The organism is Streptomyces sp. NPDC012466, from assembly GCF_042955215.1.
Taxonomy (GTDB): domain Bacteria; phylum Actinomycetota; class Actinomycetes; order Streptomycetales; family Streptomycetaceae; genus Streptomyces.
In genome coordinates this window covers 92,769-115,196 of the sequence record NZ_JBIBEQ010000016.1, presented here as the reverse complement: position 1 = coordinate 115,196, position 22,428 = coordinate 92,769, and the positions used below count along the sequence as shown (strand labels likewise).

Here is a 22,428-nt window from a genome sequence, read left to right as displayed (position 1 = left end):
GAGATGGGGGGTCAGGAGGAGTGGAAGGGCAGCCCGGCGTCGGCGACCAGCTCCAGGTCGTCGCCCTCCTCGGGGGGCAGCAGCGTCGGTGTGCCGTCGGTGACCGGGACGACGCCCAGTTCCAGCAGCTCGGCCATGGCGGCGCTGCCGGCCATGTCGCGGACCTGGAGCTGGTAGCGGGCGGTGGTGCGGTACGTGCCGCCGTGGTCGTCGCCGGTGCGCTGCAGGAATCCGGAGTCGGTGAGGAAGGTGACGGCCTTGGCGATGATGCCGGTGGTGGAACCGGCCAGCCGGCGTGCGTCCTTGGTGGCGCCGGTGGCGCTGCGCCGCACCCAGATCCGCCAGGCGGCCTCCAGCCCTGGCGCGTCGGTCGCCGGGTCGGTGTTCTCGCCCTGCTCGGCGGCGCGTTCCTCCAGCCGGCGGCAGGCCTGGCGCACGAAGGCGTCGACGCCGTTGACCGTCACGCGGCCGATGTAGCCGTCGTCGGCGAGGTCCTCGGGACGCGGGAACGCCATGGCGGCGACGGCGAGATGGGCGAGCCCGTGCAGGAACCGGTCACCGCCGTCGGCGGACGTACGACGCGCGTAGTCGCCCATGCGGACGGCGAACACCGAGTCCTCGGCGGCGGTGACGGCCATGCCCGCACGCGGGGACACCTCCAGCACGATCAGCCCCAGTCCGGTCGCCACGGCGTCCGCGAGCCGGGCGAAGGGCGGGTCCTCGCGGTAGCGCCGCAGCAGGTCCGCGTACTCCTGGTCGCGGGCGGGCTGCAGCTTGGGCTGCAGCCCGAAGGACACGAGCCGGGCCGCGTCGGCGGCGTCGGCGGGAGTGACGGCGGCGCCGGCCGCCGGGGCCGGCCCGTCCGGCTCGCTCCACTCGACATGCTCGCTCACGGTCGGGACTCCTTGTGCCACTCGTACTGACTCATGCCGCTTCCGTCCGGTCCGCCGCCATCCCCGCCGCGTCCAGCAGCGCGGTACCGACGATGAGATCCGCGCCGCCGAACTCCGGATCGTCGAGCTCGGTCCCGTCGTCCACGGCGAACAGCAGCTTCTGCTCGCCCTGGCGATAGGCCGTGCCGACCGGCGGACTGGCGGCGTGCACCGCCAGCAGGGCCACCAGATACGGCAGTTCGGGGTCCTGCCGCCGGGCCTGCGCCAGCAGCCCCGACAACCGGCGCGGCGCGTCCGCCGGCAGGTCGAGCAGCTCCTGCGCCGCAGCCATCTGCTCCTCGCTGAAGCGGCTGTCGTCCGGTGTGGCGATCAGGTCGGGCTCCGGCATCTCCGCGCCCAGGTGCTCCCGCTCCACCGGCGGCGTCAGCAGTATGTCGACGAGGTCACCGACCCGGACGGACACGGGCGTGCGCAGCCCGGTGCCGCGGCCGAAGAACGCGTCCGTGACGCGGACGGCCTGCTCCAGCGGCAGCGGCAGCACGGGCGCGAGGAGGTGCCCGTAGAGGTCCGTGCCCGATGTCGTCATCGGGGCGGCGAAGGCCTGCCGGTCCTGCTCGGCGCGGAACAGCGGTCCGGCCTCCAGCAGCCGGGACTGCAACTGCGTGTGCCGGCGGATGCAGTCCTTGACGATGTCGACGAGCTCGGCGGCCCGGCGCTTGTGCTCGGGGTCCTCGGACTCGTCGCGCGCCTTGCGGATGTTCGTGAGGATCGCGTTCTCGTGGCGGTAGCGGTCGGCCACGTGCTCCAGCGCCTCGGCGATCATGTCGGGCACGGTGGAGAGCCAGTCCACCGCGCGCACGTTGCGCCGGGTCGCCTCCAGGGCGCGGCGCAGGGTCTCCGAGTACTGCACGGTCCGGTAGCGGGCCTGTTCGGCCGCGAGCTGGGCGTCGGCGAGCCGGCCGCGACTGATCAGCACCTCCAGCTTGACCTCGGCGGCGATCTGCGCGCTGGTGACGTCCGTGTCGAGGGCGCCGACGAGGACGTTGACCGCTTCGTCGGTCGTACGGAGGTAGACCGTGCCGCCGGGGCCGGGGACCTCCTCGATCAGCTTGAAGTCGTAGTCGCGGCGCACATAGGTGCCGTCGGCCGCGAACGTGCCGTACACCGCGCGGAAGCCGCGGTCGACGCTGCCGACGTTGATCAGGTTCTCCATCACCCAGCGGGCGACCCGCTCGTGCTCGGCGGCGGGCCGGTGCGCGGCCTGGGCGGCGATGCGCGGGATGAGGCGGGCGACGATCTGGTCGTGGTCCGCGCCCGTGTCGAAGTCCATGTTCAGGGTGACCAGGTCGATGGCCGCGAGGGCCACCTCCGCCATGCCGTACACCGAGTACTCACCGGCGAGATTGGCCTTGCGCGCGTCGAGGTCGTGCAGCGGCGCGGTGCAGGCGAGCGCGCGCAGGCGCCGCGCCAGGCCCTCGTCGGCGGCCGGCCCCGGGGCGGGGCGCGGCCCCGCGCTGAGCTGGGGCGGAACGCTGTCCGTCGATGCAGGCGAAGTCACGGTGCACAGACTAGGTCCTGGGTCTGACATCGGCCCAAACGGCGCGGTGCGCCCCCGGCGCCGCCGCCTCAGCCGTCCTCGCCGACCCGCCGCCGGTACACCTCGACGACGCGCTCCAGCGAGTCGTCGAGGTATCCCGCGAGCAGGCTCTCGGCCTTCTCGCGGTCCCCGCCGTGAAGAGCCTCCAGAATCCCGACATTTCGCGCGATGTATGGTTCGTGGAGTTGCTGGGGCTCATCCACCACGTGGAAGGCCAGCCGCAGTTCGGCGAAGACGCTCCGCATCAGCTCGTCGGTGCGCTCGCTCGCGGCGAGAGCGACCAGTTCCCGGTGGAAGTGGATGTTCGCCGTACCCACCGCTTTCCAGTCACCTTCCCGAGCCGCCGTCCGCCCCTGCGCGACCGCACCGGCCAGCCCGTCGAGCCCGTACGGCGGCTCCCCGAGGCCTCGGACGACCGCGCACTCGACGAGCCGGCGGGTCCGGTAGATGTCCTCGACGTCCTCCACGGTCAGGACCCGGACGAAGACGCCCCGGTTCAGCTCGTGGACGAGCAGGCGTTCGTGCGTGAGCAGCCGGAACGCCTCGCGCAGCGTGTTGCGGGAGACGCCGAGCGCGCCGCCGATGCTGTCCTCCGACAGACGGGTCCCGGGCGGGAAGTAGCCTTCCGCGATCCGGCTCCTGAGGATGTCCGAGACCCGTTCCGCGGTGCTGGTGCGCCCGAGGAGGGCCCGGTCGTCGGCGAGGTCCTTCAGCTGCTCTGCCATGCCGGAATTCAACCGCAGATCCCAAGAACGAACCAACATGGGTATTGAGGGATCGTTGAACAATCCCCTACGGTGTTACGCACGGCGTCGCTTCCCCCACCGCCGCGCCGACCGCTTTCGCACGACACGGCTCACCCCAAGCACTCTCCTCCTCCCTCTGCGAGGTGCCCATGAGCACGACTCCTCCACCGCAGGCAAAGATCGACGACACCCGCGCCACGACCGCGGAACGCGCCCCGGACGACGGGGCGCTGGGCTGGCTGCGCGCCCTGGGCCCGCGCGGGCGCCGCGCGTTCGCCGGCGCCTTCGGCGGCTATGCCCTGGACTCGTACGACTACTTCACGCTGCCGCTGAGCATGGTCGCGCTGTCCGCGTACTTCGGCCTGACCAGCGGCCAGACCGGCCTCTTCACGACGGTCACGCTGGTGGTCTCCGCGATCGGCGGCGCCCTCGCGGGTGTGCTCGCGGACCGCGTCGGCCGGGTGAAGGCGCTGATGGTCACCGTGATCACGTACGCGGTGTTCACGGTCGCCTGTGGCTTCGCGCCCAACTACGAGACCCTTCTGGTCTTCCGCGCGCTCCAGGGCCTCGGTTTCGGCGGTGAGTGGGCGGTCGGCGCGATCCTGGTGGCCGAGTACGCGAGCGCCAAGCACCGGGGTCGCACGCTCGGCGCGATCCAGAGCTCGTGGGCCGTGGGCTGGGGCCTGGCCGTGATCGTCTACACCCTGGTCTTCTCGGTGGCCGGCGACGACCTGGCCTGGCGCATCATGTTCTGGACCGGGGCACTGCCCGCGCTGCTCGTCGTCTGGCTGCGGCGCAGTGTGCACGACGCGCCCGAGGCGGCCGCGGCGCGCGAACAGAGCGCGCACAAGGGCTCGTTCACGGCGATCTTCAAGCCGGGCCTGCTGCGGGTCACGATCTTCGCGGGGCTGCTGTCGACCGGTGTCCAGGGCGGCTACTACACGCTGGCCACCTGGGTGCCGACGTATCTGAAGACCGAGCGCGACCTCTCGGTCGTCGGCACCGGCGGCTATCTGACGTTCCTCATCTCGGGCGCCTTCATCGGCTACCTGACCGGCGGCTACCTCACCGACAAGCTGGGCCGGCGGCGCAACATCTGGCTGTTCGCCCTGCTGTCGGCGCTCTGCATCCTGGCGTACGCGAACATCCCGAGCGGCGCCAACACCCTGCTCCTGGTGCTCGGTTTCCCGCTCGGGTTCTGCATGTCGGCGATCTTCAGCGGCTTCGGGTCCTACCTGAGCGAGCTGTACCCGACGGCGGTGCGCGGCACGGGGCAGGGCTTCACGTACAACACCGGCCGCGCGGTGGGCGCCGTGTTCCCGACCATGGTCGGGTTCCTGGCCGACAGCTGGGGCGTCGGCGGCGCGCTGGTCTTCGGCGCGATCGGCTACGGCATCGCGGCCTTGGCGCTGCTCGGGCTGCCGGAGACGCGTGGGAAGGAGCTCGCGTGAACCGCACGAGCACAGAGGACCGCCCCCTGCTCCTCGTCGACGAGCACGCGCGCGCGTGGAGCCCCGCGACGGCCCGGGCCCGCTTCCGTGAAGGCCTGACGGGCCCCACGGCGGGGGTCGCGGCGGGCCACACCCAGGTCAACCTGATCTCGGTGCCCGCCGACTGGGCCTACGACATGCTGCTGTTCTGCCAGCGCAACCCCAAGCCCTGCCCGGTCCTGGACGTCACCGACGCCGGGTCCTGGACGACCGTGCTCGCCGACGGCGCGGACCTGCGCACGGACCTGCCGCGCTACCGGGTGTGGCGGGACGGCGAGCTCGTGGACGAGCCGACCGACGTGCGCGCGTACTGGCGGGACGACCTGGTGTCGTTCCTGATCGGGTGCAGCTTCACCTTCGAGTGGGCGCTGGGCGAGGCGGGCGTGCCCATCCGCCACGTCGAGCAGGGCCGCAACGTCCCGATGTACGTGACGAGCCGGCAGTGCCGTCCGGCGGGGCGGCTGCACGGGCCGCTGGTGGTGTCGATGCGGCCGGTGCCGCCCCCGCATCTGGCGGCGGCGATCCGGGAGAGCAGTCTGCTGCCGGCGGTGCACGGCAGCCCCGTGCACTGCGGTGACCCCGCCGGGCTCGGCATCGGCGATCTCGGCCGACCCGACTTCGGCGACCCGGTGGACGCCGAACCGGACGACATCCCGGTGTTCTGGGCGTGCGGGGTGACCCCGCAGGCGGCGGTCATGGCCTCGCGCCCGCCGTTCGCCCTCACGCACGCCCCGGGACAGATGTTCCTCACCGACGCCCGCGACGAGCAGTACCGCGTGGCCTGACAGGAGACACTGGATACATGGCCTGCATCGACCTGAACGCCGACCTCGGCGAGGGCTTCGGCCGCTGGCGGCTCACCGACGACGAACAGCTGCTGTCCGTCGTCACCAGCGCCAACGTGGCCTGCGGCTTCCACGCCGGGGACGCGGTCACCATGCGCCGGGTGTGCGAGCTGGCGGCCGAGCGCGGGGTCCGGATCGGCGCGCAGGTCTCCTACCGGGACCTGGCCGGCTTCGGGCGGCGCGCGATGGACGTGCCGCCCGCCGAGCTGGCGGCCGAGGTCGCCTACCAGATCGGCGCCCTGGAGGTGTTCGCACGCGCGGCGGGCGCCCGCGTGGCCTACGTCAAGCCGCACGGCGCGCTCTACAACCGGGTCGTGCGCGACACGGAGCAGGCCGCCGCGGTCGTCGACGGCGTGCTCCTCGCGGACGCCGCCCTGCCCGTCCTCGGCCTGCCCGGCTCGCGCCTGCTGGAGCTGGCCGGGAAGGCCGGACTGCCCGTCGTCACCGAGGCCTTCGCGGACCGGGCGTACACCGATGAGGGCACCCTGGTGCCGCGCGCCCGGGAAGGTGCCGTGATCACCGACCCGGACGCCGTGGTGGAACGCTCCCTGGGCCTGGCCCGCTCCGGCGAGGTCGTCTCCCGCTCGGGGACGCGCATCGAGGTACGCGCGCGTTCCCTGTGCCTGCACGGCGACACCCCGGGCGCGGTGGAGCTGGCGCGCCGGGTACGGGAACGGCTGGAGGCCTCGGGCGTCCGGGTGGAGGCCTTCGTATGAGGGTCCTGCCCGTCGGCGACGACGCCCTGCTCGTCGAGGTCTCCTCGGGCGACGAGGCCGAGGCCCTGCACGCGGAGCTGCTGCGACGCCGCGCGGAGGGCTCGCTCCCGGCCCGCGAGATCGTGCCCGCGGCCCGCACGGTCCTCATCGACGGCCTCGACGCCCCCGCCCGGCTGGCCGCCGAACTGACCGCCGCCGAGCTGCCGCCCCCTCCGTCACGCGCCCACGCGGTCGTCGAGATCCCGGTGCGCTACGACGGCCCGGACCTGGCCGACGTCGCCGCGCACTGGGGCGTGCCGGTGCCGGAGGTCGCCCGCATCCACGCGGACACCGAGTTCCGGGTCGCCTTCTGCGGCTTCGCACCCGGCTTCGGCTACCTCACCGGGCTGCCGCCGCGCTACGACGTCCCGCGCCGGGCCACCCCGCGGACGGCCGTCCCGGCGGGGTCGGTCGCCCTGGCGGGCCCGTACACGGGCGTGTACCCGCGAGCGTCGCCCGGCGGCTGGCAGCTGATCGGCGGCACGGACGTCGTGCTGTGGGACCACACGCGCGTGCCGGCGGCGCTGCTGTCGCCGGGTACGCGGGTGCGGTTCGTCCCCGAGGCGGGGTCATGACGGACCGTGCGCTCGCCGTGGTCCGGGCCGGGGCCCTGACCACCGTGCAGGACGCGGGCCGCCCGGGCCACGCCCACCTGGGTGTGCCTCGCTCCGGGGCGCTGGACCGGCCCGCCGCCGACCTCGTCAACCGGCTCGTCGGCAATCCGCCCGGTGCGGCCGTGCTGGAGACGACACTCGACGGCTGTGCCGTCCGCCCCCGTTCGACCGTCACCGTGGCGGTCGCGGGCGCGCCGTGCCGGGTCACCGTGGACGGGCGGCCCGCCGCCTGGTGCGCGCCGGTGCGCGTACCCGCCGGGGCGCTGCTGGACGTCGGACCCGCTGTCTCGGGCGTGCGCGCCTACGTAGGGGTCTCCGGTGGCATCGCGGTCGAGCCGGTGCTCGGCAGCCGGTCGACGGACCTGCTGTCGGGACTCGGCCCGCCCCCGCTCGCGGACGGCGCGGTGCTGCCCCTGGGCCGGCCGACGGGCGTCCACGCGGGCGTGGACGTCGCTCCGCAGCCGGCGCCGCCGGCCGAGCTGGTGCTGCGGGTGACACTCGGCCCGCGCGACGGCTGGTTCACGCCGGAAGCCGTACGCACCTTCGGCTCTCGCGCCTACCGGGTGTCCTCCGCGAGCAACCGCATCGGGCTGCGCACCGAGGGGCCGGCCCTGGAACGGGCCCGGCCGGGCGAACTCCCCAGCGAGGGCATGGTGCTGGGTGCCGTACAGGTCCCGCCGGACGGCCGGCCGGTGGTGTTCCTGGCCGACCACCCGACGACCGGGGGCTACCCGGTGATCGCCGTGGTCCGTGCCACCGACCTCCCTGCCGCCGCTCAGGCGTCCCCGGGGACGCCGGTCCGCTTCGTGGCCGTGCGCCGCCGCTGAAGCCGGTACACGCGCTCCCGGGACAGCCCGTCAGGCCACGTCCGCCTGCTCCGCGACCGGCAGGGCGGCGAGGGCGGCGGACACCGCGGCCGAGGCCCGCAGATCGAGCCGGGTGCTCGTGCCCCGGACGCGGTGCCGGAGCTCGACGGCGGCCAGGGTCAGGAGCTGGGGCCACAGGTCGGTGCACCTGCGGGCCACCCAGGTGGCGGGCAGCTGCCGCTCCGGCACGTCCCGGTCTGCGACCCGCTCACCGCGAGGCGGGTGCAGTCGACCGGCTCTTCGGTGAGTCCGTGCGCGAGCAGCGCGGCCCAGCCGCACCCCACCCGGTCACCGACGGGATCGCCCACGCCCTCGGTGAGCGAGTCGCCGAAGGCCGCGAACCGCAAGGGCCCCTCGAACCGCGGGGGTCTCATGCCACGCCACCGGGTGTGTGCGGCAGCGCCGGGCGCACTGGGACGGCCGCGTCGTGCGCGGCGAGGAACGCGTCGACCGCCGCGTTCCACCCGAAGCACTCCGCACGCGCGCGTGCCGCCTCGCGCCGGTCCGCCTCCAGGCGTTCCAGCAGGAGGTCCACGGCGTCCGCGAAGGCCTCGCCGTGGTCCGCCGCGACGGCTCCGGCGGAGCCGATCACCTCCGTCAGCGCGGACGACGCGCTCGCCACCACGGGCGTGCCGCAGGCCATGGCCTCCAGTGCGGCGAGCCCGAAGGTCTCGGCGGGCCCGGGTGCCAGGGCGAGGTCGGCGGACGCCTGGAGCGCCGCCAGCAGCCCGCGGTCGGAGACGTGCCCGAGGAAGGTGACCGGCAGGCCGCTCTCGCGCACCCGCTGTGCGAGCCGGGTGCGCAAGGGGCCGTCCCCGGCCACCACCAGCACGGCCCGGCGACCACGCCGCCGCAGCGCCTCCAAGGTGTCCAGCGCCGTGCCGGGCCGCTTCTCCACGGACAGCCGCGAGCACATCACGAGCAGCGTCTCGTCCTCGCGCGCGTGCCGGGCCCGTACCCCGGGGTCGCGCAGCGCCGGGTGCCGCTGCACCAGATCGACGCCGAGCGGGGCCCGGACGATGTTGCGGGCACCGATCCGCACGAACTCCCGCTCGGCGAACTCGGTGGTGCACACCACGCGCGAGTAGGTGTGGGCCGTACGGACGTTGAGGGCGTCGGCGGCACGCCGGGCGGCTCCCTCGGGCAGGCCCCAGGTGCGCAGCACCCCGTCGGCCGTCTCGTGCGAGACCATCACGGCCGGGACCCGGGCGCGCCGCGCCCATGCGCCGGTCCACCGCAGGGTCGTCCGGTCGGACACCTCCAGCCGGTCCGGCGCGATTTCCTCCAGGAGCCGGGCCACCCTCCGTTTGTCGGTGAGGACGCGGTAGCCGCCGGTGCCGGGCAGCAGCGGCCCGGGAAGGGTGATCACCCTTCCCTGCTCGGTCTCGCGGTCGCTCATCCGTTCGCCGGGGACCACGAGGACGGGTTCGTGTCCCGCCGCCTTGAAGCCCTTGCCGAGCTCGCGCAGCGCGGTGCGCAGACCGCCGGACGAGGGTGCGACGAAGTTGGCGAGCCGGACGATCCGCAGCAGCCGACGGCCGCTGTCGCCCGCACGGGAGGCGCTCATGCCGCCACCGCCGTCCGGCGCCCGGCGAGCACGTGCGCGTAGTGCCCGATCAGCTGGTCGCCGACGGCCGCCCAGGTGCGGCCCTCGACCATGGCGCGTCCGGCGGCGCCGAAGGCGGCCCGCGGTCCGGCGTCGGCGGCCAGGGACCGCACCGCGTCCCGTACGGCGGTCGCGTCGCGGGGCGGTACCAGCAGGCCGGTGCGCCCGTGGGCGACCAGGTCCAGCGGTCCGCCCGCGGCGGGCGCCACCACGGGCAGGCCGCTGGCCATGGCCTCCTGGACCGTCTGGCAGAAGGTCTCGAACGGGCCGGTGTGGGCGAAGACGTCGAACGAGGCGAAGATCCGGGCGAGGTCGTCGCCGGTGCGCCGGCCGAGGAAGACGGCGCCGGGCAGCGCCTGCTCCAGGCCGGGCCGGCTGGGGCCGTCCCCGACGATCACGATCCGGACGCCCTCCAGGCCGCAGGCACCGGCGAGGAGTTCGACGTGCTTCTCCGGGGCGAGCCGGCCAACATAGCCGACGATCACTTCGCCGTTCGGGGCGAGTTCGCGGCGCAGGACCTCGTCGCGCCGGCCGGGCCGGAACCGCCCGGTGTCCACGCCGCGCGGCCACAGCCGTGCGCGGGGGACCCCGTGGGTCTCCAGGTCGTGCAGGGCCGCGCTGGACGGGGCGAGGGTGAGGTCGGCGGCGCCGTGGACGGAGCGGATGCGCCGCCAGGCGGCGGCCTCTCCGGCCCCCATGTACGTACGGGCGTAGCCGGCCAGGTCCGTCTGGTAGACGGCGACGGCGGGGATGCCGAGGCGGGCGGCGGCGGCCATGCCGCGCACGCCGAGGACGAAGGGGCTGGCGAGGTGGACGACATCGGCACGGTGCTCGATGAGGGTGGCGGCCAGGCGGCGGCTGGGGAGGGCGACGCGGACCTGGGGGTAGCCGGGGAGCGGGAGGGAGGGGACGTGGACGACGGGGCACGGCGCGCCGGCGTCGGGCTTGTTGCCGGGTGCGGGGGCCGGGGCGACGACGACGGGGGCGTGACCGCGATCGACGAGGTGCCGGGCGGTCTGGAGCGCGCAGTGGGCCACGCCGTTCACATCGGGGGGAAAGGATTCGGTCACGATGACGACACGCATACCGGTGTTGTCGCCGTGCCGGACGTGGCCGCGTCAACGTGGATCTTTCCGCACGAGGAACGTCCCATGAGCGTTCTGAGGTGCACCCGCGCAGGTCAGGCCGTGTCCATGCCCTCCTGACCCGCGCGTCGTCCCGTGTTCACCCGGGAGGCGCGAATCCGCCCCGGCATCCCGTCGGGGAGGGGGGTCACACAGCGGTCTCCTCGGGACCGATGCGGCTGCGGACGGCCGTCTGCACCTCGGCCTCCTCGGCCGGGTCGGCGGCGAGCCGGCGCAGTCGCTCGACGACGCGGGTGTCTCCGGTCTCGGCGTGCCGGGCGGCGATCTCCCGGGTGGTCTCCTCGCAGTCCCACAGGCATTCGACGGCGAAGCCGGTGGCGAAGGAGGGGTCGGTGGCGGCGAGGGCCCGGGCGGCCCGGCCCCTCAGATGGGAGGAGGCCGTCTCGCGGTACACGTGCCGCAGGACGGGTGCGGCACAGGCGATGCCGAGCCGTCCGGTGCCGTCCACGAGGGTCCACAGGGTCGGCGCGTCGGGGCCTTCGCCCCGTACGGCCTCCCGTAGCGCCGCGAGGACCAGGTCGCGGTCCTGGACCCCGCCACGGCAGGCGAGGAGGCGTCCGGCTGCGGCGCCCAGCACGTCCGGCCGCCGGGCCCAGCCGCGCGCCCGGTCCACGGCCGCCAGCGAGCGCATGCGTTCGAAGGCGTCGACGGCGGCGTCCACGACGAGCGTCGAGCCGGTGGCCACGGCGCCCTCGATCAGATCGAGGACCTCGTGATCGTTGCCGTCGGCGAGGTACCTGAGGGCCGTGCACCGGGCTCCGTCGGTGCCGTCCTTCGCCGCCCGGACGATCTCGGCCCGGTCCTCGGGCCCTGCCACGGCGCTGAGACAGCGGGCGGCCGGCACGTGCAGGGCGGCACCCCGCTCGATGCCTTGCTGGGCCCACTCGAAGACGGCCTGCACGCTCCACCCCGGCCGGGGGCCGGACGGCCGCATCTGCCGCTGCCAGCGGTCGAAACTGCCGGTTTCGTGGGCGGCACGCACGCGCGTGGCGACGGATTCGCGCGGATCCTCGGCCCACAGGCGCCAGGGCCGGGGTTCGAAGGCGTCCCGGACGGTGGCGGCCAGTTCGGCGTCGCCCTCCGGATCGGCCGGGAACCGGGCGAGGACGGGTGCGGCGAGGGCGCGCAGCCCCGCGTCGTCGTCCCTGAGGGCCAGCTCGTCGAGGGCCCAGGCCCAGTTGGAGCCGTGGGCGGCGTACCTGCGCAGCAGTTCGAGCGCGTCCCGCCTGCCGTAGGAGGCGAGGTGCCCGAGGACGGCCAGGGCGAGCCCGGTGCGGGACTCGTCGGTGTCGAGGACGTCCTCGGCGCAGAAGAGATGGGCCTCGACCTCGTCCAGCTCGCCGTTCAGGTCGAGGTAGAGGCGGGCGTAGTAGAGGGAGCGGTTCTCCACCTGCCAGTCGTGGCGGGGATCGCGCAGCACACAGTGGTTCAGCGCCGCCAGCGCCTCGGGGCGCGGGGCGGTGAGCGCGTGCAGCGTGCCGTCGCCGCGGCCCCGCTGGAGCAGGCCGAGCAGCGTACCGCTGGGCGCTATGACCGGATCGAACATGGGAAACAGCCTCACATCAAGCGTCGACGCAACCGGGGACGTGTACTACCTGGCCGCGCGACAACACGTCGGAGTGTCCGCCGTTTCCTGCTTGCTGTAGACCATCTTCCTCTGCCTCTCGTCGGTGGCCCTTGCGGACCGCGTCACGGCCCGCGCGGTGCGGCAACCTCTGCCCGACCATCACGTCCGTGAACCACGTCGTCATGATGACTCGGCACTCTCGTTCGCCGCGACCGAAATTTCGGCGGCCTTGTACCGCCTCCCCCGTTTTCCTTGTCGTGCCTGGTCAGGCTGGTCGGCTCAGTGCTCGCCGAAGAGTTCGAGCAATTCGGTCCGACCGAACATCCGGGCGGTGTCGACCGCCGAGGGCGTGCCGGCGGACGGGTCGGCTCCGCCTTCCAGGAGGACCTTGATCACGTCCGTCTCGCCCTTGAAGACCGCTCCGGCGAGCGGGGTCTGGCCTCGGTCGTTGATCCGGTCGGCCTCGGCGCCGCGCTCCAGCAGGGCCCGCACCGCGTCGGAGTGGCCGTGATAGGCGGCGAGCATCACGAGCGAGTCGCCGCGGTCGTTGGTGAGGTTGGCCGGAACACCCGCGTCGACATACGCCACGAGGGCCTCGGTCTGTCCCCGCCGGGCCAGATCGAAGATCTTGGTCGCCAGCTCCACGACCTCGGGGTCGGGGACTTCGGTCATCGGCCGGACCGCCTCTCCACTACGCGTCTGTTCAGGGTGTACGCCTGCGAGGGCGCAGCCGTACGAGTGAATCGCCAGGGTACTGGCTCGCGCGGCACATGACCCGATGTGCCCGAGGTAAAGATCAGCACAGACCCGGACAAGCACAACAGCCCGGCTCCACCGGGCGCGGGGCCACTCCACCGCACGGGCGAAATCGCCCGAATTTCACCCAGTTGCACCTTTTATCGTATGGATACATCCTGTGAGCCTGGAAGTACTCATGGTGACTGTCCCCGCGAACCAGGAGAACTCAAATGATCCTCTCCATCTCAGGCGTGGTCCTGCTCGGCATCGTCGTCTTCATCTTCTTCCGCAAGGACGGACTGAAGGCGTCGCATGCCGTGGTCGCCATGCTGTTCGGCTTCTACCTGGCGAGCACGGCCATCGCCCCGAGCATCAAGGCGGGCGGCGAGAGCCTGGCGAGCCTCCTAGGCGGAATCAAGTTCTGACGGCCCCGTTCCCCGTACGCATCCCGCCCGTACGCACTCACTGGAGGCAGTAGTGGCCCGGCGCCCCCTCCCCCGCATTCTGAGCAACGGCAGCGCGCAGCTCGCCCGGAGCCGGGAGCTGGCCCGGACGGCCGCCGACAGCGCCACCGACGTCCTCCACCCGCTGATCACGATCACGCGGGGTCTGCGCCGGCTGGCATCGGCCGGACGGCGCAGATGGACCGAGACCCCCAAGGAGCGACGGGGGGCACTGCTCTTCCTGGTGGCCTCCGTGGTCCTGGTCGTGGCCCTGGTGCCGTACGGGCCGCTGCTCGCCGCCATCACCCTGATGGCGGCGGCGGCCTGGCAGGGCCGGGACCGGACCGCGGCGGCGTCCGACGGGCCCGACGAGTCGCAGAGCCAGCGGCTGAAGTCGCTGTACGAGGCGCTCGTGCCGTACTTCTCCGCCGCCGAGGACCCCGAGCCGCTGTACTCCCACGGCGGCGCGTGGGACAAGGCCTTCCCCACCTACGCGTTCGACGGCGGCGGCCGGATCTCGCAGCTGGTGGTGCGCTACCCGGCGTACTTCACCGACGGCGAGGCCGAGGCCCGCGCCCGCATCGAGCACCTCCTCGCGGCCAAGTCGGGCCGGGGCCGCGAATACCACTTCACGTGGGACGAGGAGGGCAACCAGTTGACGGTCGGCGTCCTCCTGCCGCTGCCCGTCGACATCACCGCCCAGCGTTTCGTCACCACCCCCGGCGAGACGGTCCTGGGCTTCACCGACCCCACCCGGGTCCAGCGCACCCTCCCCCTCACCCACGGGGAACGCCGCCGCGACGTGCCGCCGGTCGTCTGGCGCACGGGCCTGCGCTCCACCGAGCCGCACCTGCTGGCCCTCGGCCAGCCGGGCAGCGGCACCTCCACCCTGCTGCGGTCCATCGCCCTGCAGGCCCTGCAGCACGGCGACGTGGTGATCATCGACGGCGGCGGCACCGGCGAGTACGCCTGCCTCACCGGCCGGGACGGCGTTCTGGCCGTCGAGGCCGGGCTCGCCGGGGTCACGGCCAGCCTGGAGTGGGCGGCGACCGAAACGGAGCGCCGCCTCATCGCCGCCAACCGCGCCCACCAGGCGGGCCACCCGCCGCCCGACGACACCAAGCGCCCGCTGTGGATCCTCCTCGACCGCCCCACGGCGTTCACCGATCTGGCCGCCGCGGACGGCCGCAAGGATCCGCAGTCGCTCCTCCAGGTCCCCCTCCGGCACGGCCGCCCGGCGAACGTGACGGTGGTCGTGGCCGACCAGCTGGACAGCATGGACGCCCTCAGCGATCCGGTGCGCCAGCACACCCGCGCCCGTGTGGTCCTGGGCCCGGCGACGGCGGACCAGCTCGAGTCGGTGCTGGGCGCACCCCCGCACACCACCCCCATCGACCAGCTCCCGCCCGGCCGCGGCTACGCCCGCCTGGGCACCGGCCCGGTCCACCGCCTCCAGGTCCCCGCCACCCCGAACCCCTACGACGACGCGACGCCCGACGCCCTGTGCCAGGCGGTCCTGGACCTCCTCCCGCCCCGGACGACCCCGGCGGACGGGGAGACGATCCCGGAGCAGGACCAGTCGGCGGGCGAACCGGAGCAAGTACCGACGGCAGGGGAACCGGAGCCGGTGGCGACGGCCGGCGAACCGGAGCCGGTACCGGTGGCCGTCGGGCCCGTGGCGCCGGAAGCGGAACCCGGCCCGGTACCGGTCCTCGGTCAGGACCCGCTGCCGCGTCCGGCCCCGGTCCTGACGAAAACCTCGGAAGCGGATCGCTCGTAGCCCACCAGGCCGCGGGCGATCCGCCCCGCCCCAGGCCTGTCGTTCGGATCACGCCGCAGACGCGGGGTCCGGCACGCGCATCTGCCGCGTTGTCGTCGGCTGCCGACTCCCCCGAGCTCTCGACAAGCTCGGGCAGGGGGACCCCCCTCGCGTCGACGCCCTCCTCCACCGTGCAGCTGCACGCACCGGGCCCCGCTCACCGGCGCTGAACAGCGCAGGCCCTAGGCGACGAACGTGCGCGGCGCCTCCGCGCCTTGGACGGCGCCGCTCTCCACCAGTCCCGCGGCCGCGGCCAACCGCACGGCCGCCTCCTCGGCCACCGCACCCCCGACGGTGAACGGCAACCGCACATACCCCTCGAACGCCCCGTCCACCCCGAAGCGCGGCCCGGACGGCACCCGCACCCCCACGCGTTCCCCCGCCTCGGCCAGCCGCGAACCGGACAGCCCTCCCGTGCGCACCCAGAGCGTCAGCCCGCCCTGAGGCACCTCGAACTCCCAGTCGGGCAGTTCCCGCCGCACCGCGGTGACCAGCTCGTCCCGGTTCGCACGGGCCTGCTCCCGCCGTACCTCCACGGCCTGCTCCCAGCCCCCGGTCCCGAACAGCCAGTTCACCGCAAGCTGTTCCAGCACCGGCGTACCGAGGTCGGCATACGCCCGCGCGGCGACCAGACTGCGGATCACGTCCGGTGCGGCCCGCACCCACCCGATCCGCATACCCGCCCAGAAGGCCTTGCTCGCCGACCCCACCGTGATCACCGTGGAGCCGGCCGGGTCGAACGCGCACACCGGCCGCGGCATCCGTACCTCCGCGTCGAGCCACAGTTCGCTCATCGTCTCGTCGGCGATCAGCACGGTTCCCGCGGACCGTGCCGCGTCCACCAGCCGCCGCCGCTGGTCCTCGTCCGCGAGCGCCCCGGTCGGGTTGTGGAAGTCGGCGACGACGTAGGCGATGCGGGGCGCGGCGTCGCGCAGGACCTGCCGCCAGCGGTCCATGTCCCAGCCGGTGAGCCCCTCCGCCATGGCGACGGGCACGAGCCGGGCCCCGGCCTCCCGCATCAGCTGAAGGATGTTGGCGTACGAGGGCGACTCGACGGCGATGCGCTCGCCCCGACCCGCGAACAGATGGCAGATGGCGTCGATCGCGCCCATCGCCCCGGTCGTCACCATGATCTGCTCGGGCATGGTCGGGATGCCGCGCGCGGTGTACCGCTCGGCGATCATCGCCCGCAGCGCGGGCAGCCCTGCGGGATAGTCGCCGTGCGTGTGCGCGTAGGGCGGCAGTTCCTCCAGGGCGCCCTGGACGGCCCGGGTGAGCCAGGGCTCGGGAGCCGGCAGGGCGGCGCAGCCCAGGTCGATCATCGAGCCGAGGGCCTCCGGCGGCAGGGGCTCGAGCCCCCGCGCGGGCAGCGGGTTCCCGGCCGGCACGGCCGTCCAGCTGCCCGCGCCGCGCCGGGACTCCAGGAACCCCTCGCTGCGCAGCGCCTCGTAGGCGGCGGCGACCGTCGTACGGCTGACGGACAGGGAGAGCGCGAGTTCGCGTTCGGCGGGCAGCCGGGCGGCCACCGGGACCCGCCCTTCGAGCACCAGCAGGCGGATGCCGTCGGCGAGCGCGCGATAGGCCGGTGGCCGGCGCGTGCCGGGCCCCGCCGGTCGGTCCTGCTGGGAGCTGAGGAGCCGGGCGAGTTGCGCCGCCCCCACGGCCGAGGTCCACTCCGCCATCGAAATCAGTCCACCTTCCCCGGATTGGCCATGGATGGCCTCTCCATCCAAGCCACAGGGTGTCATGCAGCAGTCCACTACCACCACAGGGGGGCACATCATGTCCACGCGGGGGCGTCTCACCCGGCGGCTCGTCCAGCTCTACGCCGGTCTCGCGCTGTACGGAGCGAGCTCGGCGCTGCTCGTCCGTTCGGGGCTCGGGTTGGAGCCGTGGAACGTGCTGCACCAGGGCCTCGCCGAGCGGACCGGCCTGTCGATCGGCGTCGTGCTGACCCTGGTGGGCGCCGCGGTGCTGCTCGCGTGGATCCCGCTGCGCCAGCGGCCGGGCCTCGGCACGATCTCCAACGTGCTGGTCATCGGCATGGCGATGGACGCGACGCTGGTCCTGGTGCCCGACGCGCACGGTCTGGCGCCGCGCATCACGCTGCTGGTGGCGGGGATCGTCCTGAACGGCGCCGCGACCGGCCTGTACATCGCGGCCCGCTTCGGACCGGGCCCGCGCGACGGCCTCATGACCGGACTGCACCAGCTCACGGGCGTCTCGATCCGTCTGGTCCGCACGGGCATCGAGCTCACGGTCGTGGCGACCGGCTTCGCCCTGGGTGGCACCGTCGGGATCGGCACCCTTCTGTACGCCCTGGCGATCGGCCCGCTCGCGCAGGTCTTCCTGCGCGTGTTCGCCGTCCCCCCGGCATCCGGTGGCAGCACGGCCGTTGCCATCGCTCAACCCCGAGGGGCGATACTGCGTCCGTGACCCCGCGGATACGCCACCCCTACCTCGGCCATCCCGGCCCGATCGCCTTCGCCCACCGGGGCGGGGCCGCGGACGGCCTGGAGAACACCGTGCGGCAGTTCCGGTGTGCGGTGGAGGCCGGCTACCGGTACATCGAGACCGACGTCCACACCACCCGGGACGGCAAGCTCGTCGCCTTCCACGACGCGACGCTGGACCGGGTGACGGACGGGTCGGGCCGGATCGCCGACCTGCCGTGGCAGGAGGTGCGGCAGGCGCGCGTGGCGGGCGAGGAACCGCTCCCCCTCTTCGAGGAGCTCCTGGAGACCTTCCCCGACGTGCGCTGGAACGTGGACGTCAAGGCGGAGGCCGCCCTGCTGCCCTTCCTGGACCTGGTCGGGCGGACGGACTCCTGGGACCGGATCTGCCTCGGCTCGTTCTCCGAGGCCCGTGTGGTGCGTGCCCAGCGGCTGGCCGGCCCGCGCCTGGCCACGTCGTACGGCACGCGGGGTGTGCTCACTCTGCGGCTGCGCTCCTGGGGCTTGCCGGCGGCGGTGCGCCGCTCGGCGGTGGCCGCGCAGGTCCCCGAGATCCAGTCCGGCATCCAGGTCGTGGACGGGCGCTTCCTGCACGCCGCCCACGCGCGAGGGCTCCAGGTCCACGTGTGGACGGTCAACGACGCCGAGAGCATGCACCGGCTTCTGGACCTGGGCGTGGATGGCATCATGACCGATCACATCGACACGTTGCGCAAGGTCATGGAGGACCGCGGCGTCTGGGTCTGAGCCCCCGGGTCCGTCCCCTCTGCGCGTTCACGGGGAAGCGAGGGCACGGGTGGGCCACGACACCGTGCGGACACCACCGGCCGACGGGGCCGCGGAGCTGAGGCGCGAGCAACGCGGCTGGTACGTCTACGACTGGGCCTGCTCCGTCTACTCGACGAGCGTGCTCACCGTGTTCCTCGGCCCCTATCTGACCTCGGTCGCCAAGTCGGCGGCCGACGCCGACGGGTACGTCCACCCCCTCGGCGTACCGGTGCGGGCCGGGTCCTTCTTCGCCTACTCGGTGTCCTTGTCGGTGATCGTGGCCGTACTGGTGATGCCTCTGGTGGGTGCGGCCGCCGACCGCACCGGCCGCAAGAAGCCCCTCCTCGCGGCCGCCGCCTACACCGGCGCCACGGCGACGACGGCCATGTTCTTCCTGGACGGCGACCGCTACCTGCTCGGCGGCGTCCTCCTGATCGTGGCGAACGCCGCACAGTCGGTCGCGATGATGATCTACAACTCCTACCTGCCGCAGATCGCCCCGCCCGAGCAGCGGGACGCGGTCTCCTCCCGCGGCTGGGCCTTCGGCTACGCCGCCGGCTCGCTGGTTCTCGTGGCCAACCTGGTCCTCTACACCGGCCACGAAGGCTTCGGGCTCTCCGAGAGCGCGGCGGTCCGCATCTGCCTGGCGTCGGCCGGGCTGTGGTGGGGCGCGTTCGCCCTCGTCCCGCTGCGGCGGCTGCGCGATCGCAGGACCGCCGGCCGGGAGGCGGCCCTCCCCGGCTTCCGGCAGCTCGCGGCAACCGTCCGCGACATGCGCCGCCACCCGCTGACCCTGGCCTTCCTGCTCGCGTACCTGGTCTACAACGACGGCATCCAGACGGTGATCTCCCAGGCCTCGGTCTACGGCTCCGAGGAGCTCGGCCTCGGTCAGTCCACACTCATCGGCGCGGTCCTGCTGGTGCAGGTGCTGGCGGTGGCGGGCGCGCTGACCATGGGCCGGCTGGCCCGGGTGTACGGGGCCAAACGCACGATCCTCGGCTCGCTGGTCGCCTGGACGGTGACGCTGGCGGCCGGATACTTCCTGCCGGCCGGGGCGCCGGTGTGGTTCTTCGTCCTGGCGGCCGGGATCGGCCTGGTCCTCGGCGGCAGCCAGGCGCTGTCCCGGTCCCTGTTCTCCCATCTGATCCCGGCCGGCAAGGAGGCCGAATACTTCTCGGCGTACGAGGTGAGCGACCGCGGCATGAGCTGGCTGGGACCGCTGCTGTTCGGGGTCACCTACCAGCTGACCGGGAGCTACCGGGACGCGATCATCTCGCTGGTGGCGTTCTTCGTGCTCGGGTTCGGCCTGCTCGCACGGGTTCCGGTGCGGCGTGCGATCGCCGAAGCGGGGAACCCGGTTCCCGACAGGATTTAGCACTGAACACGAAAGGGCTGTAGTGTACGCGTTTGGCCTGCCAGGCGGACCGTTACTGCGCGTCAAAGATGCCGAAACGCTGGGTTACATCTGCTATCAGATGTGACAAACCGGGCGCTGGTGGGTACAACAAGGGCGGCTACGACGGCGACGCATGACCCGGAACGGGACTCGGAACGGGAATCTTTACCGCCGACCGGACGTTGACCGGATGACGACGACAGCGACACCTGTCCTGTGGGCGACAAGCCCGGGAGGCACGATTCATGAGTGAGCGAGCTCTTCGCGGCACGCGCCTCGTGGTGACCAGCTACGAGACGGACCGCGGCATCGACCTGGCCCCGCGCCAGGCCGTGGAGTACGCATGCGAGAAGGGGCACCGCTTCGAGATGCCCTTCTCGGTCGAGGCGGAGATCCCGCCGGAGTGGGAGTGCAAGGTCTGTGGGGCCCAGGCACTCCTCGTGGACGGCGATGTCCCTGAAGAAAAGAAGGGCAAGCCCGCGCGTACGCATTGGGACATGCTGATGGAGCGGCGTACCCGTGAGGAACTCGAAGAGGTCCTCGAGGAGCGCCTGGCGGTTCTGCGCTCCGGTGCGATGAACATCGCTGTTCATCCCCGCGACAGCCGCAAGTCGGCATAGTCCCTCCAGGGTCTGGCCGAAGTAACAGCGCATCAGAAGACCGCGGGCGCCGTACGAGATGTACGGCGCCCGCGGTCTTTCGCGTGCCCGGGCCCGATGCCGGACCGGCCGGCTGGGCCGGACGGCTCAGTGCGCCAGCGGCGGCCGCGGGGCGTCCCCCGGCTCGTCCTTGATGACCTCGCCCTGGACGACCTTGCCGTCGGGCTGGTGCATACGCGCCTGCTGGAACGCACCGCCCAGGGTGCCCGGGCGGGCCTCCCGGAGCTTGCGCTCGAAGGTGCGCTCGACGGAGCGGCTCACGGCCTTCTGGACCGGCGGCAGCAGCAGGAGCAGGCCCACCGCGTCCGACACCAGGCCCGGGATCATCAGGAGCAGGCCGCCCAGCATCATCAGGCCGTTGCCCTCGCTGCCCGGCCGGGCCGCCTCGGGCATCACACCGCTCTGCTGCTGTTGCAGCGCCTCGGAGAGCTTGCGGAAGGCCCGCCGGCCGGCCCGCTTGATGACGACGGAGCCGAGAACGAGACCCGCCAGCAGGACGAGGAAGACCACCAGCCCGCTGGTCGCCCCCGCGACCATCGTGAGCAGCCAGATCTCCAGCACCAGCCACACGGCGACTCCCAGCGGCAGGAACGTGCGCAGCCGCGAGCGCCGGGGCCGGGCAGGGGACAAGGGGGTCGGAGCGCCAGTCGTCATGCCTCCAGTGTGCCTGGCCCCGGCTCAGCGCGGCATAAGGCCACCATCAGCTGATTCTGTGAGCGGCCTCCCCGGGAATGGACCGGACGGCGCTACGGCTTCGACGGCTTTCCGGCGCGCCCCGTGACCTTGCCGACCCGCTCCCCCACGCCCCACGCCGTGACGCGCCACAGCGCCTCGACGAGGATGTCGCGGCTCATCTTGGAGTCGCCGAGTTCCCGCTCGACGAAGGTGATGGGCACCTCGATCACGTGGTAGCCGGCCTTGACCGCACGGCGGGCGAGATCCACCTGGAAGCAGTACCCCTGGGAGGCGACCTCGTCGAGGCCGAGGCCTTCCAGGGTCTCGCGGCGGAAGGCACGGTAGCCGCCGGTGATGTCGCGCAGCGGCAGATCGAGCGCCAGCCGGGAGTAGAGGCTGCCTCCCCGGGAGATCACCTCGCGGGACTTCGGCCAGTTCACCACCCGGCCGCCCGGCACCCAGCGCGATCCCAGCACCAGGTCGGCGCTCTTCAGGGCGGTGAGCAGACGGGGCAGTTCCTCGGGCTGGTGGGAACCGTCGGCGTCCATCTCGATCAGCACGCCGTAATCCCGCTCCAGGCCCCAGCGGAAACCCGCGAGGTAGGCGGCGCCCAGGCCTTCCTTGCCCTTGCGGTGCAGCACGTGGACGTGGTCGTCCTCGACGGCCAGCTCGTCGGCCAGCTTGCCCGTGCCGTCGGGGCTGTTGTCGTCGGCCACGAGCACGTGCGCCTCGGGGACGGCCTTGCGCACCCGGCCGACGATGCTCTTGATGTTCTCCGCCTCGTTGTAGGTCGGGATGATCACCAAGGCCGTGCCGAGCGGGCCGAACTTCCTCCCCTGGGCCCCTGCCGCGAGGGTTCCGTCGCCGTCGTTCACTACTGCCCCTTCATGTCCATACGCAGAGGTCCACCATAGTGGGCCCGGCCTGCGCCGACATGACAGGACGTTCGAATCGTGGTGTCGAATCCGCAAGACGCGCGTAAGAACGCGCTTCCGGGTGCGCGCGTACGACGGATGGGGGCCCGGCGCCCTTCGGGCCGGCCTGGGATCCGCCGGCTGCGGATCGACCGAAAGCCGTTGTCTACTGAGCGCCCGGGCCCCACCCGGGTCACACCTCCCCGACCGGCCGGAACGTTCCCTCGGCGCTGCGCCGGCCTGAGCCTGGCTCCCAGTGGCGGTGTGCCGGTGCGGCACACCGTCCCTGACCCGGCGGCGCCGCGGCGAGTGCTCGGACGTTCCCCGGTCGGGCGTCCGGTGGTGGACTCCGCCGAACCTACCGGCCCCCTCCGGCCGCCTGTCAACAGCCGTTCGACCTGCGCACCTTCGGGCAAGGCCCTGGTCAGCGCGGAGGATG

The 22,428-nt window shown here is 73.2% G+C and carries 21 protein-coding genes and 1 pseudogene; 11 read left to right on the top strand and 11 right to left on the bottom strand.

Annotation, left to right across the window (positions count from 1 at the left end; translation table 11 throughout):
* Nucleotides 1–11 precede the first annotated feature (11 nt).
* The 3 genes from ACFY9E_RS38505 to ACFY9E_RS38495 all read right to left on the bottom strand — a co-directional run bounded on the left by ACFY9E_RS38505 (nt 12) and on the right by ACFY9E_RS38495 (nt 3,215).
* Complete coding sequence (locus ACFY9E_RS38505; protein ID WP_390992946.1) at nt 12–893, bottom strand: hypothetical protein; 882 nt, start codon at nt 891–893, stop codon at nt 12–14.
* Nucleotides 894–924: 31 nt separating this feature from the next.
* Nucleotides 925–2,451: a hypothetical protein gene (locus ACFY9E_RS38500; RefSeq protein WP_390992944.1), complete on the bottom strand. Its 1,527-nt coding sequence runs from the start codon at nt 2,449–2,451 to the stop codon at nt 925–927.
* 68 nt (nt 2,452–2,519) lie between these two features.
* A complete protein-coding gene (locus tag ACFY9E_RS38495; RefSeq protein WP_390992942.1) occupies nt 2,520–3,215 on the bottom strand; it encodes an FCD domain-containing protein in 696 nt (231 codons plus the stop codon).
* 170 nt (nt 3,216–3,385) lie between these two features.
* On the opposite strand from ACFY9E_RS38495, the gene ACFY9E_RS38490 reads away from it, so the two are divergent.
* Genes ACFY9E_RS38490 through ACFY9E_RS38470 form a run of 5 tightly spaced genes read left to right on the top strand, consistent with a single transcriptional unit; the run spans nt 3,386 to nt 7,767 of the window.
* Nucleotides 3,386–4,687 (top strand): MFS transporter, encoded by a 1,302-nt coding sequence (locus ACFY9E_RS38490; RefSeq protein ID WP_390992939.1) that lies wholly within the window; start codon nt 3,386–3,388, stop codon nt 4,685–4,687.
* Nucleotides 4,684–5,511, top strand: coding sequence for a putative hydro-lyase (locus ACFY9E_RS38485; RefSeq protein ID WP_390992936.1), 828 nt, complete (start codon nt 4,684–4,686; stop codon nt 5,509–5,511). Before ACFY9E_RS38490 ends, ACFY9E_RS38485 begins: the two co-directional genes overlap by 4 nt.
* A 17-nt stretch (nt 5,512–5,528) precedes the next feature.
* On the top strand, nt 5,529–6,287 hold the full coding sequence (locus tag ACFY9E_RS38480; RefSeq protein WP_390992933.1) for a 5-oxoprolinase subunit PxpA: 759 nt from the start codon (nt 5,529–5,531) through the stop codon (nt 6,285–6,287).
* On the top strand, nt 6,284–6,901 hold the full coding sequence (locus ACFY9E_RS38475; RefSeq protein ID WP_390992930.1) for a carboxyltransferase domain-containing protein: 618 nt from the start codon (nt 6,284–6,286) through the stop codon (nt 6,899–6,901). Before ACFY9E_RS38480 ends, ACFY9E_RS38475 begins: the two co-directional genes overlap by 4 nt.
* Entirely contained in the window at nt 6,898–7,767 is an 870-nt protein-coding gene (locus ACFY9E_RS38470) for a 5-oxoprolinase/urea amidolyase family protein (RefSeq protein ID WP_390992927.1), read from the top strand. Before ACFY9E_RS38475 ends, ACFY9E_RS38470 begins: the two co-directional genes overlap by 4 nt.
* 30 nt (nt 7,768–7,797) lie before the next feature.
* Here the strand turns inward: ACFY9E_RS38470 and ACFY9E_RS38465 are convergent.
* The 5 genes and pseudogenes from ACFY9E_RS38465 to ACFY9E_RS38445 form a co-directional block, all read right to left on the bottom strand.
* Nucleotides 7,798–7,968 (bottom strand): annotated as a pseudogene (locus ACFY9E_RS38465) (SGNH/GDSL hydrolase family protein); the annotation flags it as partial.
* A 208-nt stretch (nt 7,969–8,176) separates the two neighbouring features.
* Complete coding sequence (locus tag ACFY9E_RS38460; RefSeq protein ID WP_390992924.1) at nt 8,177–9,373, bottom strand: glycosyltransferase; 1,197 nt, start codon at nt 9,371–9,373, stop codon at nt 8,177–8,179.
* Complete coding sequence (locus tag ACFY9E_RS38455) at nt 9,370–10,497, bottom strand: glycosyltransferase (RefSeq protein ID WP_390992921.1); 1,128 nt, start codon at nt 10,495–10,497, stop codon at nt 9,370–9,372. The genes ACFY9E_RS38460 and ACFY9E_RS38455 overlap by 4 nt, the downstream gene beginning before the upstream one ends.
* 187 nt (nt 10,498–10,684) lie before the next feature.
* The gene (locus tag ACFY9E_RS38450) at nt 10,685–12,103 is read right to left on the bottom strand and encodes a HEAT repeat domain-containing protein (protein ID WP_390992918.1); all 1,419 of its coding nucleotides are present in this window, start codon (nt 12,101–12,103) and stop codon (nt 10,685–10,687) included.
* A 300-nt stretch (nt 12,104–12,403) separates the two neighbouring features.
* On the bottom strand, nt 12,404–12,796 hold the full coding sequence (locus tag ACFY9E_RS38445; protein WP_390992915.1) for an ankyrin repeat domain-containing protein: 393 nt from the start codon (nt 12,794–12,796) through the stop codon (nt 12,404–12,406).
* A 296-nt stretch (nt 12,797–13,092) separates the two neighbouring features.
* Between ACFY9E_RS38445 and ACFY9E_RS38440 the strand changes: the two genes are divergently transcribed.
* Nucleotides 13,093–13,287: a hypothetical protein gene (locus tag ACFY9E_RS38440; protein WP_030843336.1), complete on the top strand. Its 195-nt coding sequence runs from the start codon at nt 13,093–13,095 to the stop codon at nt 13,285–13,287.
* Between the two features lie 52 nt (nt 13,288–13,339).
* Nucleotides 13,340–15,085, top strand: coding sequence for a hypothetical protein (locus ACFY9E_RS38435; RefSeq protein WP_390992912.1), 1,746 nt, complete (start codon nt 13,340–13,342; stop codon nt 15,083–15,085).
* Nucleotides 15,086–15,306: 221 nt separating this feature from the next.
* Here the strand turns inward: ACFY9E_RS38435 and ACFY9E_RS38430 are convergent, their stop codons facing one another.
* Nucleotides 15,307–16,806, bottom strand: coding sequence for an aminotransferase class I/II-fold pyridoxal phosphate-dependent enzyme (locus tag ACFY9E_RS38430; RefSeq protein ID WP_390992909.1), 1,500 nt, complete (start codon nt 16,804–16,806; stop codon nt 15,307–15,309).
* Between the two features lie 100 nt (nt 16,807–16,906).
* Between ACFY9E_RS38430 and ACFY9E_RS38425 the strand changes: the two genes are divergently transcribed.
* From ACFY9E_RS38425 to ACFY9E_RS38410, 4 genes are all read left to right on the top strand, one after another.
* Nucleotides 16,907–17,560 carry a YitT family protein gene (locus tag ACFY9E_RS38425; RefSeq protein WP_390992906.1) on the top strand — a complete coding sequence of 218 codons (654 nt, stop codon included), beginning with the start codon at nt 16,907–16,909 and terminating at the stop codon, nt 17,558–17,560.
* Nucleotides 17,557–18,324 carry a glycerophosphodiester phosphodiesterase family protein gene (locus tag ACFY9E_RS38420; protein ID WP_390992903.1) on the top strand — a complete coding sequence of 256 codons (768 nt, stop codon included), beginning with the start codon at nt 17,557–17,559 and terminating at the stop codon, nt 18,322–18,324. The genes ACFY9E_RS38425 and ACFY9E_RS38420 overlap by 4 nt, the downstream gene beginning before the upstream one ends.
* A 49-nt stretch (nt 18,325–18,373) precedes the next feature.
* Entirely contained in the window at nt 18,374–19,720 is a 1,347-nt protein-coding gene (locus ACFY9E_RS38415) for an MFS transporter (protein WP_390992900.1), read from the top strand.
* A 266-nt stretch (nt 19,721–19,986) separates the two neighbouring features.
* Nucleotides 19,987–20,361, top strand: a complete 375-nt coding sequence (locus tag ACFY9E_RS38410) for an RNA polymerase-binding protein RbpA (RefSeq protein ID WP_030247095.1) — start codon at nt 19,987–19,989, stop codon at nt 20,359–20,361.
* A 126-nt stretch (nt 20,362–20,487) separates the two neighbouring features.
* Here the strand turns inward: ACFY9E_RS38410 and fxsA are convergent, their stop codons facing one another.
* Together fxsA and ACFY9E_RS38400 are read right to left on the bottom strand one after the other, a co-directional pair.
* A complete protein-coding gene (gene fxsA / locus ACFY9E_RS38405) occupies nt 20,488–21,054 on the bottom strand; it encodes an FxsA family membrane protein (RefSeq protein ID WP_390992896.1) in 567 nt (188 codons plus the stop codon).
* 92 nt (nt 21,055–21,146) lie between these two features.
* Nucleotides 21,147–21,950, bottom strand: coding sequence for a glycosyltransferase (locus tag ACFY9E_RS38400; RefSeq protein WP_390992893.1), 804 nt, complete (start codon nt 21,948–21,950; stop codon nt 21,147–21,149).
* Nucleotides 21,951–22,428: the final 478 nt, after the last annotated feature.

What these genes read in the sequence shown, in the direction of transcription:
- ACFY9E_RS38455 (WP_390992921.1), bottom strand. Translation starts at nt 10,497, where the DNA reads ATGCGTGTCGTCATCGTGACCGAATCCTTTCCCCCCGATGTGAACGGC.
- ACFY9E_RS38475 (WP_390992930.1), top strand. Translation starts at nt 6,284, where the DNA reads ATGAGGGTCCTGCCCGTCGGCGACGACGCCCTGCTCGTCGAGGTCTCC.
- ACFY9E_RS38410 (WP_030247095.1), top strand. Translation starts at nt 19,987, where the DNA reads ATGAGTGAGCGAGCTCTTCGCGGCACGCGCCTCGTGGTGACCAGCTAC.
- ACFY9E_RS38470 (WP_390992927.1), top strand. Translation starts at nt 6,898, where the DNA reads ATGACGGACCGTGCGCTCGCCGTGGTCCGGGCCGGGGCCCTGACCACC.
- ACFY9E_RS38445 (WP_390992915.1), bottom strand. Translation starts at nt 12,796, where the DNA reads ATGACCGAAGTCCCCGACCCCGAGGTCGTGGAGCTGGCGACCAAGATC.
- ACFY9E_RS38490 (WP_390992939.1), top strand. Translation starts at nt 3,386, where the DNA reads ATGAGCACGACTCCTCCACCGCAGGCAAAGATCGACGACACCCGCGCC.
- ACFY9E_RS38480 (WP_390992933.1), top strand. Translation starts at nt 5,529, where the DNA reads ATGGCCTGCATCGACCTGAACGCCGACCTCGGCGAGGGCTTCGGCCGC.
- ACFY9E_RS38440 (WP_030843336.1), top strand. Translation starts at nt 13,093, where the DNA reads ATGATCCTCTCCATCTCAGGCGTGGTCCTGCTCGGCATCGTCGTCTTC.
- ACFY9E_RS38425 (WP_390992906.1), top strand. Translation starts at nt 16,907, where the DNA reads ATGTCCACGCGGGGGCGTCTCACCCGGCGGCTCGTCCAGCTCTACGCC.
- ACFY9E_RS38450 (WP_390992918.1), bottom strand. Translation starts at nt 12,103, where the DNA reads ATGTTCGATCCGGTCATAGCGCCCAGCGGTACGCTGCTCGGCCTGCTC.
- ACFY9E_RS38495 (WP_390992942.1), bottom strand. Translation starts at nt 3,215, where the DNA reads ATGGCAGAGCAGCTGAAGGACCTCGCCGACGACCGGGCCCTCCTCGGG.
- fxsA (WP_390992896.1), bottom strand. Translation starts at nt 21,054, where the DNA reads ATGACGACTGGCGCTCCGACCCCCTTGTCCCCTGCCCGGCCCCGGCGC.
- ACFY9E_RS38430 (WP_390992909.1), bottom strand. Translation starts at nt 16,806, where the DNA reads ATGGCGGAGTGGACCTCGGCCGTGGGGGCGGCGCAACTCGCCCGGCTC.
- ACFY9E_RS38460 (WP_390992924.1), bottom strand. Translation starts at nt 9,373, where the DNA reads ATGAGCGCCTCCCGTGCGGGCGACAGCGGCCGTCGGCTGCTGCGGATC.